Here is a 17,458-nt window from a genome sequence, read left to right as displayed (position 1 = left end):
ATCTGGAAAGGAGCTGTGCCATGTCTATCCCTGAGTTGGCGCCGGCCATTGCGGCCTATCTCGCGGCGGCCAATACCCGTGACACCTCGGCTGTCGCCGAGTGTTTTGCCGAGGATGCCAACGTGTTCGATGAGGGCCAGCACCGTGTTGGCACCGCCGCCATTGCGCGCTGGATGGAAGACACCGGGCGTCGTTACCAACCACGGGTCGAAGTGCTCAAGGTGCAACATCGTACCGGCAAGGTGTTGGTCAGCAATGTGGTGTCCGGCAATTTCCCCGGCAGCCCATTGGAGCTGCGCTACACCTTCCGGTTGAATGCGCAGGGCAAGATTTCACGGCTGGATATTTCCCTGTAGGTCATACTGGTGGGCATGACTTTCGACTCGCCCCTCGCTGCCTACCAACACGCCATTGCTCAACCGGGTTTCGTTGCTGACGACGCCCAGCGCCAGGCGGTGGATGCCCTGCAAGCCTGCCACCACGCCCTGCACCACGGCCAGGCGCCGATTGCCGGTGTGTACCTGTGGGGGCCGGTCGGGCGTGGCAAGACCTGGTTGATGGATCAGTTCTACCAAAGCCTGCGGGTGCCCGCGCGCCGCCAGCATTTTCATCACTTCATGGGGTGGGTGCATCAGCGCTTGTTCCAACTGACCGGTACTCACGACCCCTTGCAGGCCTTGGCGCGGGAACTGAGCCAGGCAGTGCGCGTGTTGTGTTTCGATGAACTGTTCGTCAATGACATTGGTGACGCGATCATCCTCGGGCGCCTGTTCCAGGTGATGTTCGAGGAGGGTGTGGTGATGGTCTGCACGTCCAACCAACCGCCCGATCAGTTGTATGCCGATGGCTTCAACCGGGAGCGTTTTTTGCCGGGGATCGCGGCGATAAAGCAGCACATGCAAGTGGTCACGGTGGACGGCGGGGAGGATCACCGATTGCACCCGGGCGCGGGTATTCAGCGCTACTGGGTCAATCAGCCCGAGGCGCTGGCGGGCGTATTCGAGCAGTTGGCCGAAGGCCAGCCCACCCACAGCGGGCCGGTTGTCGTGGGGCATCGTTCCATCGTCGCCGTGCGGTCCGGCGCCACCGTGCTCTGGTGCCGCTACGCCGACCTGTGCGAACAGCCCCTGGCCGCAATGGATTTCATGCTGTTGTGCGATCGCTTCAAGGCGATCCTGCTGGGCGAAGTGCCCAACCTCAGCGCGCAGAAACGCCCGGGCCGGATTGCACGCGGCACCGAAGACGGTGCCCTGCGTGTGGTGGCCGGTGATCGCGAATTGCCGGCGTTGTCGGTGCACGATGACAGCGTACGTCGGTTTATTGCCCTGGTGGACGAGTGCTACGACCGCAAAGTGCCGTTATTTATCGAAGCGCAGGTGCCTTTGGAGAGCCTCTATACCGAGGGCTATCTGGAATTCCCGTTTCGCAGGACACTGAGCCGTCTGCAAGAAATGCAATTGCAGCGCTTTGGCTGACGTCTGTGCGAAAAAACCTCGGAATCGGCTGATTGCGAATTTTCGAAGGGTCAACCTTCGTGCTTTCATGCGCATATTTGTAGTTAATCTCCTTCATCTGCCTCCTGCTCCACGCTTACAATCGTGCCCCTCACAGGGAGCGATTCCCTTGTAATCGTGATCGAGGATGGAAATGGACACCCCAGATATCCTGGTGCTGCAAGCCAGCTACACCAACCCCGTGCATGCCGAAGCGATTGGCCATGTGCTCAACCATTACGCCGAAGACCCGATGGGCGGAGGCCACAGCCTGCCCGCCGACCTGCTGGAGCAACTGCCGGGTGAACTGGCAAAGCGCCCCCATGCGTTCAGCGTGCTGGCGTTTGTGGGGGGTGAGCCGGCGGGGCTGGTGAACTGCTTTGAAGGTTTCTCCACGTTTGCGTGCCGCCCGCTGGTCAACGTCCACGACGTGGTGGTGATGGGTGCTTTTCGTGGTTTGGGGTTGAGCCAGAAAATGCTGCAGAAGGTCGAGGAAATCGCCCGGCAGCGGGGCTGCTGCAAGATCACTTTGGAGGTGCTGGAGGGCAATGATGTGGCTCAAGCGGCGTATCGAAAGTTCGGCTTTGATGACTCGAAATTTGATCCGGCCCATGGGCGCATGTTGTTCTGGAACAAACCACTTTAATCAATAAGTGGCAAAAAAAAGGCGCCATTAAATGGCGCCAAGTTCACCTTAGCCATAGGAGCGGAATGGTAAAGGGCAGTGCCGTTAAATCAACTGTGCAGTTGAATCAAGTATTCGGTTGTTGCTCGGCGGTGGATTTATCGGCCGCCTCTTTCTTCATGTTTTTTCCATCGGCCTGCGCGGTTTGTTCAGCGGTGCCGTGGGTCTTTTGCTGCATGAACGCGAAGTCGTTGTAGAACGCCTTCGAGCGCTCCGAACCGCCTTCGGCAAAGGCCGCGGCGGAGGTCAGGGTCATCAGGGTGGCAAGCATCAAGGTGGAGAGTTTCATGGCAGTGTTCCCATTAAAAGTGATCGGTATCCGCTCTGTCCTTGATCAGATTCATGGGGCGAGTGTGGAGTCGGTTTATTAAGTAGGAATTAACGTGAAAAAAGACCAGAAGTTAACAATTTCGTTAACTCCTGGTTAAAAAGTCTTACAGCTTCCAATCCAGTGCCAAGGTGATCGAACGTGGGTCCCCCCAATACACGCCGTTATAGAAACCGACGCGCTCGTAATATTTTTTATCAAATAGATTGTTGACGTTGACCGACGCCGAAACATGTTCGTCAAACTGGTAGCGCGACATCAGGTTGACCACGGAATAGGCCTGCTGGGTGATTTTCGCCCGCGTGGTGATCCGGTTTCCGTCGCTGTCCCGTGCGCCTGTCGGCCTGTTGCTGAAATCATAGATTTCGCTCTGCCAGTTCACGGCGCCGCCGACCGTCAGGTTGCGCCATGAGCCCGGTAACCGGTAGGCGCTGGACACCTTCAGCAGGTTCAGCGGCTGGCCGGTGTTATTGCGCTTGTCCGAGCCATTCACCGAGTGGGTATAGGTATAGCCTGCTGTCAGGTTCCAGTCCGGCATCACCTCGCCGGCCACCTCCAGCTCGAAGCCATTCACCTTGTTACCTTTACCGCCGGACTTGTAGTACTCCTCGCCTGTGGTCGGGTTCGGCGGTACCGAATCATCCCGCTCAGCGACGTTGTCCTGTGTGCTCCAGAAATACGCAGCCGCCACGTTCAGTCGCTCCTCCAGCAGACTGCCCTTTAGCCCCACCTCATAGTTGCTGCCCACCACGGGCTCCAGGTATTTCTTGCCGGCGTCCTTTAGGCTTTGCGGCTTGAAGATGTCGGTGTAGCTCGCGTAAACGGTGTATTGCGGGGTGATGTCGTAGAGCAGCCCCGCATAGGGCGTCCACATATCGTTGTGGGTCTGGCGGGTCTTGTTGGCGGCGGTCAATTGGTTGTCGGCGTTATAGGCAGGCGCCGCGCTGACCAGTTCCCAACTGCCGTAACGGCTGCCCAGTACCGCATGCAAGCGTTCGGTCAGGCTCAGGCGCGTGGCCAGGTAGCCGGCCTTCTGCTGCTTGCTGCTGTGCTCGCCCTTGAGGTCGGTAACGGTGTCGGCAAATTTGCCGATTCCACCCATGTGTTTCCAGTCTTCGATGCTGTAGTAGCTGGCAGGCAGGCTGCTGCGCATGAAGGGGGAGACGTCGCGTTGCGTGGCCTCGCCATAGCCCATCATCAGTTCATGCTCGCGACCCAGCAACGCGTAGCTGCCGGCGAGGTTGAGGTCAACCGCCTCCATTCTCGAGGTGCCGAGCATATGGCTTGCCCATGCCGTCATGCCGCTGCGGTCATCGTTGGGGAACCCCGCACCGCCGTAGTACACCTTGCCATCCGTGTCGCTTTGTCGATGGGTGTAGGCGGCCTTCACATGCCAGTCGCCGCCCAGGCGATGGTCGAGGGTGGCGAAGATGGTCTTGTCCGTCAGTGGCCAGGAACTCCAGTGCGCCGCCATATTGGTGGAGCGTGAGAGCCCGGCCTTGCCACCCTGGCTGTTCCAGTAAGGCACGGTGCCCCAGGAAGTGCCTTGTACCTGTTTGTTCTGGTAATCAAAGCCCACGGCCAGCACGGTATCGTCTGATAGGTCGCCTTCGAGAATGCCGTAGCCGACGGCCCGCTGCAGCCCGTAGTTGTCGCGGAACGACTGGCTGTCGCGGTAGGCCAGCACCGTTCGCCCGCGCAGCTTGCCGTCGTACGCCAGGGGGCCGCCGACATCCACGTAGCTGTAGTAGTTGTCATGGCTGCCACCGCTGATGCCGGTTTTGGCCTGCCACTGGGCGGTGGGGCGCTTGCGCACCATGTTCACCGTGGCCGACGGGTCGCCGGCGCCGGTGGTCAAGCCCGTGGCACCGCGAACCACCTCGATGCGGTCGTAGATGATGGTATCGGAATCCGACTTCATGTAGCCGAAGGTGTTGAGCATCCCGTCAATCTGGAAGTTGTTGATGCCATAGCCACGGGACGAATAGGACACACGGTCGGAGTCGTTGTGCTGGACGTTGATGCCCGTGGTCTGGCGCAGCACTTCGGTCAAGGTGTTGAGGTTGAAGTCATCCATTTGCTGGCGAGTGATCACCGAGATGGACTGTGGGGTTTCCTTGACGGACAGGTTCAGGCGGGTGGCGGTGCTCATCGAACCGGTGGTGTAGGCCCCGGTGTGCTCGGTGGTAGCCCCGAGGCCGTCGGCACTGATGCGCGTGGCACCGAGTTCGAGGGTGTAGCTTTCGGGGTCGGTTTCAGCCAGCAGGTCCGGGCTCACCACCACGCTGAAGAGGCCGAGGGTAAAGGTCATGGAACGGGTAAAGGGCGCAAACATCGCGGAAGACTCCTTGTCGTCTTTGCAGCCTTCTCAGTAAGAGAAGGCCTTGGCTCAAAGACGAAAGGAGGCGTGGAACTTTAGGCTTAAACGAGAATGATTGTTATCTTTCTGTTACAGCGGTGCTTGGAGTACCACCTCGGTGGTGGCCTTTTTCGGTTTGATCAGGCTGAAGTCGATCAAGCCTTTCTGCTGCCGCTCGTAGGGGTTGCCGATCAACAAGGGGCGTGGCTTGAAGCTGTCGCTGACCAGGCTCTTGCTGCGGTCCCATTCATCGAAACTCAGCCCGGCCAGGTCGGCCCAGGTATGAATCAACTGCGAACTGCTGTACGGGCGTTGCAGGTCGCCGGCGAAACTCCAGTCGTGGGTTTCGCGCCATTTCGGTGAGGCGTAGGCCATGAACGGGATGGTGTACATCGGCGCTGTCGGCTTGCCTTCGTTGCGGCCCAGGGTGCTGTGGCCGGCGGAGTCGAAGACGTCTTCACCATGGTCCGACAGGTATAGCAGGAAGCCGTTGGGGTCGGTCTTGGCGTAGTCCTTGATCAGGCTCGACACCACAAAGTCGTTGTACAGCACGGCATTGTCGTAGCTGTTGTAGGTCGGCAACTGTGCATCACTGACGCCATCCGGCACGCCCTGACGGTCGGTGAACTTATCGAAGGTCGGCGGGTAGCGGTACTGGTAGCTCATGTGAGTGCCCAGCAAGTGCACCACGATGAACTTGCGCTCGGCAGGGTCGGCCAGGGCCTTGGAGAAGGGCGCGAGCACGTCACCGTCGTATTGGCGGGCGTTTTGGTTGCGGTTGTTGTTCAGGTACACCTGCTCGTCGGCCTGTTCCGAGAACGTCGTGAGCATGGTGTTGCGCTTGGTCATGGTCTGCTGGTTGGTGATCCAGTAGGTCTTGTAGCCGGCCTGCTTCATCACGCTGACAATCGACGGGGTCTTGAGGTACAGGTCCGGGTTTTCTTCGTCGGCGAAGGTCAGCACCTGCTGCAGCGCTTCGATGGTGTAGGGGCGCGGGGTGATGACATTATTGAACACGGCCAGTTGGTCGCGCAGCTTGTCCAGCTCGGGCGTGGTGTTGCGCGGGTAGCCATAGAGGCTCATACGCTGACGGTTGGTGGACTCGCCGATCACCAGCACCAACGTGGACGGCTGGCCGGCCATGCTGTCCTTGAGGTTCTTCAAGGGCGGGATCTGGCTGGCGCTGGTGAGCATGCCTTGCATGTTGTCCAGCTGTTCGGTGTAGCGACGGTACGCCACGATCATCTGCCACGGCACGGCGGGTTCGATACGGGTTTCAAAGCGATCAATGGCCTGTTCCATGTTGTCACTGGTGGCTATCTGCTTGACCAGCGGATAACCCACCACCGCCACAACAATCGCTGCGGCTGCCAGCATCGACTGGCCGCGAGGCAGGTAGACTGGGCGCAGGCGCGTCCACAGGAATACGGCGAAGGCGGTGTGGGCGATGAACGCCAGCACGATCCACCAGGCAAAATACTGGGTGGCGTATTCGCCGGCTTCAGAGATGTTCGACTCGAACATGATGAAGATGACGCTTTGGGAGAATTCCTGCTGGTAGATGAAGAAATAACCCAGGCTGGCCATGGAGCACGCCCATAGCACCACACCGATCAAGGCGGCGAGCAGGCGCGTACGGCGAGGGAACAGCAGCATCGGCGCCAGCCACAGCGCACTCATGAAAAAAGCTTGGCGAAAGCCACTGAAACCGGAGGTGCCGGTCAGTTGGATCAGCAGTTGGGTAATACCCGAGAAGTACCAGAAAAACAGAAACAACCAGCCAAAACCGGCCCAATCAAAGCCTTTCGCAGACGTGGTGCTGCGTTTGAACATCGCCATCCAGCGCTCCAACCCGATAATTTTTCAGTTGACGCGCAGGGGCGCACGCAACAGAGGCCACCCTTGCATGGGGTGGCCCTTCGGGCGGGAGTATCGGGAGGGGCATGTGAAAACTTTGTGAGATTTATGTAGCCGTTATCTTACAAAGTGGTGACGAGGCTTAGCAGAGTGCAGGCTGGGCGCTGGAAGGCTGGTCCAGCTGGGCTTGGATGATGTGCGAACGCAGGCGCAGGACTTCCTGCTGCAGTTGATCGCGTTCGTCCTTCAACTGACGCAACTCATCACGACGGATGTTGACGTAGAGGGTCTGTGGCGGGCGGGTCATCTGTGCTGTGCTCATTGCTTACCTCGCAAATAGCCGGTAGATCGCGGTGCCAGAACGCTTGATTCGAGGTTCTCGGCATCAGTCGGAAGCAATTCTGAATTCTTTTTTGGAACAAGGGAACTTTTTTATTTTTGACGGTCCTGTGACTTTTATCGCCGTGATGGTGAAATGATGGCTACTTTTTTGTCATGAAACTACACGGATCCGCTCTGGACTAACCCTCATTAGCCTCATTGCGCTATAAACTATGTCACACATTTTTTAGTAGTTAGGAGCATCAGCACATGCAACTGGGGATTATCGGACTAGGCCGCATGGGCGGGAATATTGCACGGCGCCTGATGCTCAATGGGCATACCACCGTTGTTTACGACCGTAACGAAGCATTTGTAAAAGGCCTGAGTGAAGAGGGCGCCACCGGCGTTGCCGACCTCAAGGCGCTGGTGGCCGGGCTGCAGAAACCGCGCACCGTGTGGGTGATGTTGCCGGCAGGCGCGCCCACTGAAGACACCATCAATGAATTGAGTACGCTGCTCGAAGACGGTGATGCAATCATCGACGGCGGTAACAGCAACTATAAGGACGACGTTCGCCGGGCCAAGGCCCTGGCTGAAAAAGGCCTGCACTATGTCGACGTCGGTACCTCCGGCGGCGTGTGGGGCCTGGAGCGTGGCTATTGCATGATGATCGGTGGCGACGCCCAGACCGTGCAGCGCCTTGATCCGATCTTCAAGAGCCTGGCGCCGGGCCTGGGCAACATTCCGCGCACCAAGGACCGTTCCGCCAGCGCCGACCCGCGTGCCGAGCAGGGTTATATCCACGCCGGCCCTGCGGGCTCCGGTCACTTCGTCAAGATGATCCACAACGGCATCGAGTACGGGATGATGCAGGCGTTTGCCGAAGGTTTTGACATCCTCAAGACCAAGAACTCGGAAAACCTGCCGGAAGACCAGCGCTTCGACCTCAACGTCGCCGATATCGCCGAAGTCTGGCGCCGTGGCAGTGTGGTGTCGTCCTGGCTGCTGGACCTGACCGCCGACGCCCTCGCCACCGACCCGAAACTGGAGGGCTATTCCGGCTCGGTTGCCGACAGTGGCGAAGGCCGCTGGACCATCGAAGCCGCCATGGAACAAGCCGTGCCGGTACCGGTGTTGTCCACCTCCTTGTTCGCACGCTTCCGCTCGCGCCAGCAAAGCACCTACGGTGACAAAATGCTCTCTGCCATGCGCTTCGGCTTTGGTGGTCACGTGGAGACTTCCAAAAAATGACCGCCAACGGCAAGAAACTCAAGGCCGAACCCGCTCCGCCCACCACCCTGTTTCTGTTTGGTGCCCATGGTGACCTTGTAAAGCGCCTGCTGATGCCGGCGTTGTACAACCTCAGTCGTGATGGGCTGCTGGCCGATGGCTTGCGCATTGTAGGCGTTGATCACAACGCCATCAGCGATGCCGATTTCGCCAAGAAACTCGAGGACTTCATTCGTACCGAGGCCGCGAGCAAGGTCAAGGGCAACGCGGATAACGCCCTCGACCCACAACTGTGGGCGCAATTGGCCAAGGGCATCAGCTACGTCGAGGGCGATTTCCTCGACGACAGCACTTACGCCGACATCGGCAAGAAGATCGCCGACAGCGGCACCGGCAACGCGGTGTTCTACCTGGCAACCGCACCGCGCTTCTTCAGCGACGTGGTGCAGCGCCTGGGCAGTGCCGGCCTGCTGACGGAGACCGACGACAGTTTCCGTCGCGTGGTCATCGAGAAGCCCTTCGGCTCCGACCTGGCCACCGCCGAAGCGCTGAACGCCAGCCTGCTCAAGGTGATGAGCGAGAAGCAGATCTATCGCATCGACCATTACCTGGGCAAGGAAACGGTGCAGAACATCCTGATCAGCCGTTTCTCCAACGTGCTGTTCGAAGCGTTCTGGAACAACCATTACATTGACCACGTGCAAATCACCGCCGCCGAAACCGTCGGCGTAGAAACACGGGGCAATTTCTTCGAAAAAACCGGCACGTTGCGCGACATGGTGCCCAATCACCTGTTCCAACTGCTGGCGATGGTGGCCATGGAGCCGCCTGCAGCCTTTGGCGCCGACGCCGTGCGCGGCGAGAAAGCCAAGGTGATTGGCGCCGTACGCCCTTGGTCCCTGGAGGATGCGCGGGCCAACTCGGTACGCGGGCAGTACACCGCCGGCGAAATTGGCGGTAAACAATTGCCGGGCTATCGCGAAGAAGCCAACGTGGCGCCTGACAGCAGCACCGAGACCTTCGTCGCCCTCAAGGTGATGATCGACAACTGGCGTTGGGTCGGCGTGCCGTTCTACCTGCGCACCGGCAAGCGCATGAGCGTGCGCGACACCGAAATCGTCATCTGCTTCAAGCCCGCGCCGTATGCGCAGTTTCGCGACACCGAGGTCGATGAGCTCAAGCCCACCTACTTGAAGATCCAGATCCAACCGAATGAGGGCATGTGGTTCGACCTGCTGGCGAAAAAGCCGGGGCCGACCCTGGACATGGCCAATATCCAGTTGGGCTTTGCCTATAAGGACTTCTTCGAGATGCAACCGTCTACCGGGTACGAAACCCTGATCTACGACTGCATGACCGGCGACCAGACCTTGTTCCAGCGTGCCGACAACATCGAGAACGGCTGGCGTGCGGTGCAGCCATTCCTCGATGCGTGGAAGGAAGATGACGGGATCCAGGCCTACAAGGCGGGTGAGGATGGCCCGGCCGCCGCCGACGCCTTGCTGGCCCGTGATGGCCGCAGCTGGCACAGCCTCGGATGAGTGACGCAACGATTCATCCCATCCGTTTTATCCTCAGTGACGTGGACGGCACCTTGCTGCATCCCGATCATAGCCTCAGCCAACGCACCGCCGACGCGGTGCGCGCCTTGCGCGAAGCCGGAGTGTTGTTCAGCCTGGCCAGCGGGCGCCCGCCCAAGGCCATGCTGCACCTGATCGAAACCTTTGGGATCGATGTGCCGGTGGCGGGCTTCAATGGCGGTACCTTGATCAACCCGGATGGCAGCATCCTGGTTGCCCATCATCTGCCGGCGGAAGCGGCGCTGGTTACCCTGGCGCTGTTTTCAGCGGAGCCGGAGGTGGAAGTGTGGGTGTTTGCCGATGGCGACTGGCTGCGCCGTGACCCGCCAGGGCCGATGGAGCCACGCGAGGCGAATGGCCTGGGCTATGGGCCGGTGGTGGTGGAAAGTTTCGAGCCCTACCTGGACCGGGTCGACAAGATCGTCGCCGCGAGCCACAACACGCAATTATTGGTGGAGCTGGAGGCGCGATTGCAACCCAAGGTGCAGGGGCTGGCCCAGGTGTCGCGTTCGCAACCGGTGTACTTGGACGTGACCGCGATGCTGGCCAACAAGGGCGAGGCCTTGAAGACCTTGGCGGCACACCTGGGTGTGCCCATGGAGCAAACGGCGGCGATTGGCGATGGTGGCAATGACCCGGCGATGTTTCAGGTGGCCGGGTTGTCGATTGCCATGGGGCAGGCGGAAGAAACCGTCAAGCGCCAGGCCAGTGTGGTGACGGGCAGCAACATCGAAGATGGCGCCGCCGAAGCAATCGAACGGTTTATTCTCGCGGCACCCTAAGCGACGCGTGTTCTAACTCTGAACTTGCGCGCCATTAACACATGGCGCGCAAGTTACACGGTCGACTTACTTTGGCATTACCCAGGACTGCAACTGGTGGCCCTCTTTGTCGAGCTCGGCACGCGCTTGCAACAGCAAGTTTTCCAGTTGCGCCGGGTCGGTATAGGCACTCGACGACAGTTGTTTGCTGCCGATACGGTTATTGGTACGGTCGATGACGCTCAGGCTCAGGGCGCCGTTGCCATCGTGCCAGGCCACGCACTGAAAGGGTTGGAAAGCACGGTCTGCGATCAAAAGAGCTTCGTTGATGCGGAGCGGGGCGTTCATGTGGGTTCTCTCTCATTGCCCATTCAAGTGAGTGCCGGCGGTTGGGCTGACCGTGCGGCGGGTTACTTGTACTGATGCACGATGGCGGGGTACGGGTCACATGTTAGAGCAACTATTTTCAACTTTTAGTGATGGGCGTCATGTAAGCGGCTGTTTTGAAAGCTGAATGAAAGTTATGGCAGTGCCTAACTTTTTTGGCGTAAACGCGCGAAAGTGGCTTTTTGCCCAGACTTATAGCGAAACGGTACAAGCCCCGCGTCAAGACCTTGCTAGGGTTAGCAGCAGACGTCACAAACTGTTGTTTCTAAATAACTTTAACAATTTTGACGCCAAGGAACAGTCATGGGTGGACCCCCCGTTCAACGTCGATTGCTAGTGGTTGACCCCTGTGACGACTGCCACGGTCTGTTGCCCGGTTTGCGGACGGCGGGGTGGGCCGTCGACAGCTGTACGTTGGAAGCGGTGGGTGACCGATCCTGTGATGTCGGCCTGTTGCGCCTGCAGCCCTACCATCTGGAGCGTCCGGAAGCGGTCAAGGAGCTGATCGGCCGCAGCGGCACGGAATGGATCGCCGTACTCAGCCAGGACGTGTTGCGCCTGCAGAACGTCGGTGACTTCGTCTGCGAGTGGTTTTTCGACTTCCATACTTTGCCCTTCGACGTTGCCCGCGTACAGGTGACCCTGGGGCGCGCGTTCGGCATGGCACGCTTACGGGGCAAGGGCCAGACGCCGGTGGACGAACCCGAGCATGAACTGCTGGGGGACAGTCGGCCGATCCGCGAACTGCGCAAATTGCTCTCCAAGCTGGCGCCCACCGAATCCCCGGTGTTGATCCGTGGCGACAGCGGCACCGGTAAAGAGCTGGTGGCCAAGACCCTGCATCGTCAATCCCAGCGCCACGCCAAACCGTTTGTGGCGATCAACTGCGGGGCGATCCCGGAACACTTGATCCAATCCGAACTGTTTGGGCATGAAAAGGGTGCGTTCACCGGTGCCCATCAGCGCAAGGTCGGACGTATTGAAGCCGCGAACGGCGGCACGCTGTTTCTCGATGAAATCGGCGATCTGCCGATGGAACTGCAAGCCAATCTGTTGCGTTTTCTGCAGGAAAAACAGATCGAACGCGTGGGCGGCAGCCAACCGATTCCCGTGGATGTGCGCGTACTGGCGGCGACTCACGTCGATCTCGAGGCCGCGGTGGAGAAGGGCACCTTCCGCGAAGACTTGTATTACCGCCTCAACGTCTTGCAAGTGGTCACCGCGCCATTACGCGAACGCCATGGCGACGTCGCGATGTTGGCCAACCACTTTTCACGGTTCTACAGCCATGAAACCGGCCGCCGCCCCCGCAGCTTCAGTGACGACGCCCTGATCGCCATGGGCGAGCACGCCTGGCCGGGCAATGTCCGCGAGCTGGCCAACCGCGTGCGCCGCGGCCTGGTACTGGCCGAAGGGCGTCAAATCGAAGCCGTTGATCTGGGATTGCAGGGCCGGCAGGCAATTTCGCCGCCCATGGCTACACTGGAAGACTACAAGCACCGCGCCGAACGCCAGGCACTGTGCGATGTGCTCAACCGGCACAGTGACAACCTGAGTGTCGCCGCCCGCGTGCTGGGGGTGTCCCGGCCCACGTTCTACCGGTTGCTGCACAAACACCAGATCCGCTAGGGCGGGTAAACCGAAAAGCCCCGCAACGACCCTTATCGTTGCGGGGCTTTTCCTTTGTTGTGGTAAACGGGCTTGTCGCACCGCCCGCGTTGGGCGGCGAAGCAGCCCCTCCTCAATCAAAAGTAATACGGAAACTTCAGGCTGAACGTAAAGTCCGGCGCATCATCCGTCATCCCGATCGCCAGGTTCGGCACTATCGTCAGGTTGTCCGATGCGGCAATCGTCATCCCGACGTTGAAGTAGCCGGCGTTGGCGTCGCTGGACACCACCGATTGCCAATCCCCGCCATTGGGTTTGAGCTTGCTCTTGCGCTGTATCAGGTCGGAGACTGAGAACGACATACTCATCTTCTCGTTCAGCGCGAAGGCAACGCCCATGCCGACCTGGAAGCTGTCGCCAAGGCTGACCTTGCCGCCGACTTTCTGGTTGACGTCACTGCTGATGTCATCGAATGACTCTTCGAAGTTGTGGGTGTAGGACAGCGAACCAAACAGCACGGCCGGGTCGAACGTCTTGACCAGGGATATGCCGGGAGTAATCGACCAGACACCGTTACCCGTAGGCAGGTTTTCCGGGACATACAGGTTGTCGTTGGCGGTAGACCTGACCAGCTTGATGCCAAAGGGTTCTTTACCGGTTGGCGCCTTGACGCGTATCGACACCACCGCATCCGGCAGGGTGGGGGTTTCATCCAGGAATTTGTACGCCACGCCGAAGTTGACGTCGCCGATGGTCGGGTCGCGGGTCACCGACTCTTCCGATGTGGCGTTGCCATTGTTACCGGCACCGCCCGACTGGTAGGTCGATTCGCGGTAGATCACCGGTACGTTCACATCAAACTGCCAGCGGTTATCGAGGTTGTAGCGACCGGTCAGGTCAAGGGTCCAGTTGTCCGACTTGATCCGGTCCAGGTTGATATTGCCGAGGAAGATCGAGTCCAGCGCCAGGAAGCCGTTAAGCGTCAACTGGCGGGCGTCGTAACGCGCATAAGTGACACCGGTTTCAAAGCTGAACTTGCCATTGCCGAAAAAGCCGCTGGCCTCGTTATAGAGGTTACTGACGCTTTGCGCAGGCGCCGAATCGTCCTTGAGAGACTGACCATAGGAACTGCCGCCGCCGCCCGCACCACCCGAGGCGGCCGCAGCGCCGGTACCGGCGACGGTTGCACCGCTGGCCTTCTGGAAGTCTGCCGGGGATTTCGCCAGGCGCTTGGGTGCCGGTGTCGCCGGTTGATCCTCAACCTGGCGTACCCTTTGCTCCAATACCGCCAGGGCTTTTTGCTGCACTTCGTACCGCTGCTTGAGTTCCAGGAGTTCTTGTTTGAGGGTCTCGATATCGGCGTCTGGCGCGGCATACAGCATGGATGCTGGCAAGAGCGTACTTAAACAGACCACCGCACGTAACGATAACGATCGATGCATGAAATAAGCCGTCCTTTTCTAATGCGAAAGTGTCGAGGGTCAGCGTAGTTCAATAACCGAGAGTGCGTAGGCCTTTAAGTTGATCCAAATTGCAGTTCAACGCCGGGTTGTTCAGTCCGTTATTGCCCATTACCACGTTGAGCTGGGTCATGTTGTTGACGAAGTTGGTATTACCGGTCAACACCGTGCCTTGCAGCACTTGTCCGCCGCCAATCTGCTGGAGGCTATTGCCTTGGTTATGGTTGGCCTGGATCGCCATCTGCAAGCCGCCATTGTTGGCCGATACGCTTACGCGGCCCGCCGCGCTGTCGCCGGTAACCGTACCGCCGGCCACCAAGACTTGCCCCGATTGCACAATATTGGAAGGCGCAAAGCCGTTTTCAGTGACGTTGATACCGACATTGTTGTACGCCGTGTTGCCGTCGCCGGCGGTGCGCACGCTTTGTGTCACGCCGGTGCCAGTGCCCAGGCCGGCGCCTCCGGTGACGTTGCCGGTGCCGGTATTCTGGTTCGTACCTGTGCCTGCCGAGCCGGTGGTCTGCACATAAAACTGGGGGGTAATGGTCGATGAATCGACTTGCATGCTGGCTTTGCCGGTGATGGTGTCACCCACGGCATTGGTCCAGGTGCTGCTCATGACAATACCGAAGCTGATGATCCGCCCCGGCATCACGTAGCGGCCGCGCAGCTCGGCCATTTCCGAATCCTTGAGTTCGATCGGTTTGAACCCTGATGAAGCATAAGCGGGCATTGAGGCTGCCAGACACAAGACCGTCAGCCAACGGGAAGTGTTCATCTTTCGCTCCTGGAGCGTCCTGCCCCTTATTGCGCTTCTTTAGAAGAAGTCGCTCTGGATGAAACCGAAATCCATCAGCTCGGCATCGCCTACGGGCCTGAACTCATTCAACTGGTTCTTGGCCGTCAGTGGCGTGGGCGGGTCGAGCAAGGCATTGGCCTTGTCGTAGCCTTCACCCAGCACGGCGAAAACGATGCCATTCCAGCCCTTGACGAAGTCGTCGTGTGAATAGCGCTTATGGCCCAGCACGGGGTCGCCGATATAGACCCAGTCCTTGTCCGCGCGCTGCAACACCACGAAGTGCTTGTAGCCACGAATTTCCAGCAGCACCACCACAGGGATCTTCACGGTCACCAGGGTGTCTGGCCCGATCTTGTAGCCCCGGGCACGCATGCCGATGCTTTCGAGGTAGCGCTTCATGTCCAGCATGGAAAAGCCCTGGGTGCGTACCAAGTCCTGGTCCGCATTGACCAGCATGCCTTTGATGACGTGGTCTTCGTCTACGTCCAGCCAATAGCCCTGGCGCAGAATGGTGGCGAGTGCCGCAGCACCGCAGCTGAAATCGGTTTTCTGTTCCACCAGGTTGGCGAACCGGCGCTCACGGATACTCTCAACCTTCTTGTAGATGACTGCACCGCCAGGCATGGCGGAGATCGCCATGGTGCCTGCCCATGTAGGGCCGGTGAGCAACATCAGGAGGGTGAGGGTCGCGAGGCGCATGATCGTGTGACCTGCTGGCTACTGATATAAAAAACAGGGAGTAAAAAAGGGCCTTGTTGCCAAGGCCCCTTTGGATCAGAAGCGCACGCCGCTGGCGCAGACGCTGCAACCCTGGCCGATCGACAGGCTGTTGCTGCCTTGGTTGCCGGCACCGGATTGCAGGTTCACACCCACGTTGCCGGAGTTGCGGTTAACCGAGTTGTCGAGGCTGGAGTTGTTGGACACGTACTGAGGTTTGCCGCCGTGATGGCCGTACCCGGTAGCCGCGGTATTGAGGTAGTTGTTGGCGAGCGAGTTTTGCTCGGTGTTGGCGGCCGCTGCGATGTTTTTGCCATCAGCCGTGGTGATCGCCAGGTTGTTTTTGCCTTGGTTGCCTTGACCGGCCTGGCCGTTGTAGCCCAGGTTGCCGGAGTTACCGTTAGCCGAGTTGTCCAGGGAGGCGTTGTTTTGCGTGCCTTTGTTGACGAAGTTGTTCAGCCCGCTGTTTTGATTCACATCGACCACGGCAAACACGGTGGCGAAGTCGCCTTTGGCGCTGGAAATCGCGCCAGAGTTGTCGGCTTGGTTGCCGCTGCCGGCTTGAACGTTCACACCGACGTTACCGCTATTGCCGGTCACCGAGCCATCGGCAGAGGCGTTGTTTTCGGTTTTGGTGTCGTCAAACTTGTTGCCGACGCTGTTTTGTACATCCGTGACCACGGAGGCAACCACACCGGTTGGTTGAGGCGCAGGGTGCCAGCCACCACCTGCTTGAGCAGCAGCAGCCATCAGGGCGGCGAGAGCGAAAACCAGTGGTTTCAGGGCCATTTGAGGTTTCATGGTGTTTCTCCTTGCTTCTAATTAGTTGGTTAAGTGTTGGTACGGTCTAGCCAGTGCTACCAAGCTGTTACTTGATAGTGATGCCCAGGGTGTTAGCCACTCGGTTCCCCACCCCAGCACTCTGGTTCACCTGAATCACTCCTCGGCTGCCTGTGAAGGCCTGGTCGCTTGTCACGACCTGGCGGCTGCCAGTGGTGGGGGTGAGCCCTGAGTCGGTTGCCAGCGTCGTCGTGTTCTGTTGCAACAGGACGCTGTCGTCTATGGCTTGCGGGCCAGGGTTGATGCTGATCCGCACGGCATTGACTGATTGGTTATTGGCCCCGGCTGACTGGTTGATGCCCAACATGCCGTTGCCATTGGTAAAAGAGGTGCCCTCGATCGCTGCCTTGGCGGCCAGAGAGGGGTCGACCTTGCCGTTCATGTTCTGGATATTGCGGGTGGTGCCCTGGCCACCGAGTGCGACGGCGCGGTTGTTGGCGGTTTGCTGCTGGTTGCCCGCCGCCTGGTTGATCATCACGTTGCCGTTGTAGGCTTGGCCGCTGTTGTTGATCACCGCGGTGTTGTCGGCCATCGCCGAAGCACTGCCCAGCAGGGCCAGAAGGAGCAGGGAACGGTTCATTATTTGCCCCCCATCATGCTGCCGATGTTGTTCAAGGGCGCCATGCCACGCTGGATCGAATCGCTGATCTGCCCACCCACGGAAGCCCCGGCACCGTGACCGGCGACTGAGCCGGAACCGAGTGTTGAGACACTGTTTTGGGTGTTGTTCAGGCCCGGAATGTTTCCGTTGGGCAGGATGGCGCGGGTAATGCCCGCGCCACTGGCGATGCCACCGATGTCCATGTCACTGAGCTCACCCGTGGAACCAAGGATCTCGTGGCTTGGATTGGCGTTGGCGGTGGTGGGGTAGGGGTCTTTACCGAATGAAGGTCGACCGTACATGTGCCCTTGTACGTCGCGGCCGGTCACGATCACGCCGTCACCTGCCAGGGTCGGAAGACTGATGCTGGCGCTGAGTACACAGCTGACCAGCAGTACGTTCATCGAACCTTGAGTGAGTGTGATCACG

The 17,458-nt window shown here is 59.3% G+C and carries 18 protein-coding genes; 7 read left to right on the top strand and 11 right to left on the bottom strand.

The genetic code is table 11. The features are described from left to right. Positions 1-20: 20 nt before the first annotated feature. The 3 genes from AC3ZU9_RS14390 (at position 21) to AC3ZU9_RS14380 (ending at position 2,139) form a co-directional block, all read left to right on the top strand. Complete coding sequence (locus AC3ZU9_RS14390) at positions 21-356, top strand: nuclear transport factor 2 family protein (RefSeq protein ID WP_012723874.1); 336 nt, start codon at positions 21-23, stop codon at positions 354-356. Positions 357-371: 15 nt separating this feature from the next. Next, positions 372-1,475 (top strand): cell division protein ZapE, encoded by a 1,104-nt coding sequence (gene zapE / locus AC3ZU9_RS14385; RefSeq protein ID WP_012723875.1) that lies wholly within the window; start codon positions 372-374, stop codon positions 1,473-1,475. 172 nt (positions 1,476-1,647) lie between these two features. Continuing rightward, entirely contained in the window at positions 1,648-2,139 is a 492-nt protein-coding gene (locus tag AC3ZU9_RS14380) for a GNAT family N-acetyltransferase (protein WP_012723876.1), read from the top strand. A gap of 106 nt (positions 2,140-2,245) precedes the next feature. On the opposite strand, the gene AC3ZU9_RS14375 is transcribed toward AC3ZU9_RS14380, so the two are convergent. The 4 genes from AC3ZU9_RS14375 to AC3ZU9_RS14360 form a co-directional block, all read right to left on the bottom strand. After that, a complete protein-coding gene (locus tag AC3ZU9_RS14375; RefSeq protein WP_012723877.1) occupies positions 2,246-2,467 on the bottom strand; it encodes a hypothetical protein in 222 nt (73 codons plus the stop codon). A 145-nt stretch (positions 2,468-2,612) separates the two neighbouring features. Beyond that, positions 2,613-4,841 (bottom strand): TonB-dependent siderophore receptor, encoded by a 2,229-nt coding sequence (locus tag AC3ZU9_RS14370; RefSeq protein WP_490090882.1) that lies wholly within the window; start codon positions 4,839-4,841, stop codon positions 2,613-2,615. A 114-nt stretch (positions 4,842-4,955) separates the two neighbouring features. After that, on the bottom strand, positions 4,956-6,704 hold the full coding sequence (locus tag AC3ZU9_RS14365; protein WP_043205255.1) for a phosphoethanolamine transferase CptA: 1,749 nt from the start codon (positions 6,702-6,704) through the stop codon (positions 4,956-4,958). 160 nt (positions 6,705-6,864) lie between these two features. Beyond that, positions 6,865-7,044 (bottom strand): DUF6026 family protein, encoded by a 180-nt coding sequence (locus tag AC3ZU9_RS14360; RefSeq protein ID WP_012723880.1) that lies wholly within the window; start codon positions 7,042-7,044, stop codon positions 6,865-6,867. A gap of 269 nt (positions 7,045-7,313) precedes the next feature. On the opposite strand from AC3ZU9_RS14360, the gene gnd reads away from it, so the two are divergent. Genes gnd through AC3ZU9_RS14345 form a run of 3 tightly spaced genes read left to right on the top strand, consistent with a single transcriptional unit; the run spans position 7,314 to position 10,638 of the window. Further along, on the top strand, positions 7,314-8,297 hold the full coding sequence (gnd, locus tag AC3ZU9_RS14355) for a phosphogluconate dehydrogenase (NAD(+)-dependent, decarboxylating) (protein WP_093545349.1): 984 nt from the start codon (positions 7,314-7,316) through the stop codon (positions 8,295-8,297). Beyond that, positions 8,294-9,817, top strand: coding sequence for a glucose-6-phosphate dehydrogenase (gene zwf / locus AC3ZU9_RS14350; protein WP_093545352.1), 1,524 nt, complete (start codon positions 8,294-8,296; stop codon positions 9,815-9,817). The genes gnd and zwf overlap by 4 nt, the downstream gene beginning before the upstream one ends. After that, positions 9,814-10,638: an HAD family hydrolase gene (locus AC3ZU9_RS14345; protein ID WP_122810657.1), complete on the top strand. Its 825-nt coding sequence runs from the start codon at positions 9,814-9,816 to the stop codon at positions 10,636-10,638. The genes zwf and AC3ZU9_RS14345 overlap by 4 nt, the downstream gene beginning before the upstream one ends. 66 nt (positions 10,639-10,704) lie before the next feature. Here AC3ZU9_RS14345 and AC3ZU9_RS14340 read toward each other — a convergent pair whose 3' ends face one another. Next, positions 10,705-10,965: a DUF1652 domain-containing protein gene (locus AC3ZU9_RS14340; protein ID WP_231807975.1), complete on the bottom strand. Its 261-nt coding sequence runs from the start codon at positions 10,963-10,965 to the stop codon at positions 10,705-10,707. 342 nt (positions 10,966-11,307) lie between these two features. On the opposite strand from AC3ZU9_RS14340, the gene AC3ZU9_RS14335 reads away from it, so the two are divergent. Next, positions 11,308-12,633, top strand: a complete 1,326-nt coding sequence (locus AC3ZU9_RS14335) for a sigma-54 dependent transcriptional regulator (protein WP_102060382.1) — start codon at positions 11,308-11,310, stop codon at positions 12,631-12,633. 116 nt (positions 12,634-12,749) lie between these two features. Here AC3ZU9_RS14335 and fapF read toward each other — a convergent pair whose 3' ends face one another. The 6 genes from fapF to fapA form a co-directional block, all read right to left on the bottom strand. Next, positions 12,750-14,054 carry a fibril amyloid transporter FapF gene (fapF, locus tag AC3ZU9_RS14330; protein WP_122810656.1) on the bottom strand — a complete coding sequence of 435 codons (1,305 nt, stop codon included), beginning with the start codon at positions 14,052-14,054 and terminating at the stop codon, positions 12,750-12,752. A 49-nt stretch (positions 14,055-14,103) separates the two neighbouring features. Further along, on the bottom strand, positions 14,104-14,850 hold the full coding sequence (gene fapE, locus AC3ZU9_RS14325; protein ID WP_012723887.1) for a fibril amyloid subunit FapE: 747 nt from the start codon (positions 14,848-14,850) through the stop codon (positions 14,104-14,106). A gap of 39 nt (positions 14,851-14,889) precedes the next feature. Next, a complete protein-coding gene (gene fapD / locus AC3ZU9_RS14320; protein ID WP_012723888.1) occupies positions 14,890-15,570 on the bottom strand; it encodes a fibril amyloid maturation endopeptidase FapD in 681 nt (226 codons plus the stop codon). Between the two features lie 75 nt (positions 15,571-15,645). After that, positions 15,646-16,389, bottom strand: coding sequence for an amyloid-like fimbrin subunit FapC (gene fapC, locus AC3ZU9_RS14315; protein WP_012723889.1), 744 nt, complete (start codon positions 16,387-16,389; stop codon positions 15,646-15,648). A gap of 67 nt (positions 16,390-16,456) precedes the next feature. Then, positions 16,457-17,008, bottom strand: a complete 552-nt coding sequence (gene fapB / locus AC3ZU9_RS14310; protein WP_012723890.1) for a fibril amyloid subunit FapB — start codon at positions 17,006-17,008, stop codon at positions 16,457-16,459. Further along, complete coding sequence (gene fapA / locus AC3ZU9_RS14305; RefSeq protein WP_093545358.1) at positions 17,008-17,457, bottom strand: fibril amyloid chaperone protein FapA; 450 nt, start codon at positions 17,455-17,457, stop codon at positions 17,008-17,010. The genes fapB and fapA overlap by 1 nt, the downstream gene beginning before the upstream one ends. Position 17,458 lies beyond the last annotated feature (1 nt).

The sequence above is a fragment of the Pseudomonas sp. A39 genome (assembly GCF_058145955.1).
Note: the sequence above shows the minus strand (reverse complement) of the source record. Positions and strands in the feature narration are given on the sequence as shown.

Excerpts from the sequence above, each read along its gene's own strand:
- AC3ZU9_RS14390 (WP_012723874.1), top strand. The coding sequence starts at position 21 with ATGTCTATCCCTGAGTTGGCGCCGGCCATTGCGGCCTATCTCGCGGCG.
- zapE (WP_012723875.1), top strand. The coding sequence starts at position 372 with ATGACTTTCGACTCGCCCCTCGCTGCCTACCAACACGCCATTGCTCAA.
- AC3ZU9_RS14380 (WP_012723876.1), top strand. The coding sequence starts at position 1,648 with ATGGACACCCCAGATATCCTGGTGCTGCAAGCCAGCTACACCAACCCC.
- AC3ZU9_RS14375 (WP_012723877.1), bottom strand. The coding sequence starts at position 2,467 with ATGAAACTCTCCACCTTGATGCTTGCCACCCTGATGACCCTGACCTCC.
- AC3ZU9_RS14370 (WP_490090882.1), bottom strand. The coding sequence starts at position 4,841 with ATGTTTGCGCCCTTTACCCGTTCCATGACCTTTACCCTCGGCCTCTTC.
- AC3ZU9_RS14365 (WP_043205255.1), bottom strand. The coding sequence starts at position 6,704 with ATGGCGATGTTCAAACGCAGCACCACGTCTGCGAAAGGCTTTGATTGG.
- AC3ZU9_RS14360 (WP_012723880.1), bottom strand. The coding sequence starts at position 7,044 with ATGAGCACAGCACAGATGACCCGCCCGCCACAGACCCTCTACGTCAAC.
- gnd (WP_093545349.1), top strand. The coding sequence starts at position 7,314 with ATGCAACTGGGGATTATCGGACTAGGCCGCATGGGCGGGAATATTGCA.
- zwf (WP_093545352.1), top strand. The coding sequence starts at position 8,294 with ATGACCGCCAACGGCAAGAAACTCAAGGCCGAACCCGCTCCGCCCACC.
- AC3ZU9_RS14345 (WP_122810657.1), top strand. The coding sequence starts at position 9,814 with ATGAGTGACGCAACGATTCATCCCATCCGTTTTATCCTCAGTGACGTG.
- AC3ZU9_RS14340 (WP_231807975.1), bottom strand. The coding sequence starts at position 10,965 with ATGAACGCCCCGCTCCGCATCAACGAAGCTCTTTTGATCGCAGACCGT.
- AC3ZU9_RS14335 (WP_102060382.1), top strand. The coding sequence starts at position 11,308 with ATGGGTGGACCCCCCGTTCAACGTCGATTGCTAGTGGTTGACCCCTGT.
- fapF (WP_122810656.1), bottom strand. The coding sequence starts at position 14,054 with ATGCATCGATCGTTATCGTTACGTGCGGTGGTCTGTTTAAGTACGCTC.
- fapE (WP_012723887.1), bottom strand. The coding sequence starts at position 14,850 with ATGAACACTTCCCGTTGGCTGACGGTCTTGTGTCTGGCAGCCTCAATG.
- fapD (WP_012723888.1), bottom strand. The coding sequence starts at position 15,570 with ATGCGCCTCGCGACCCTCACCCTCCTGATGTTGCTCACCGGCCCTACA.
- fapC (WP_012723889.1), bottom strand. The coding sequence starts at position 16,389 with ATGAAACCTCAAATGGCCCTGAAACCACTGGTTTTCGCTCTCGCCGCC.
- fapB (WP_012723890.1), bottom strand. The coding sequence starts at position 17,008 with ATGAACCGTTCCCTGCTCCTTCTGGCCCTGCTGGGCAGTGCTTCGGCG.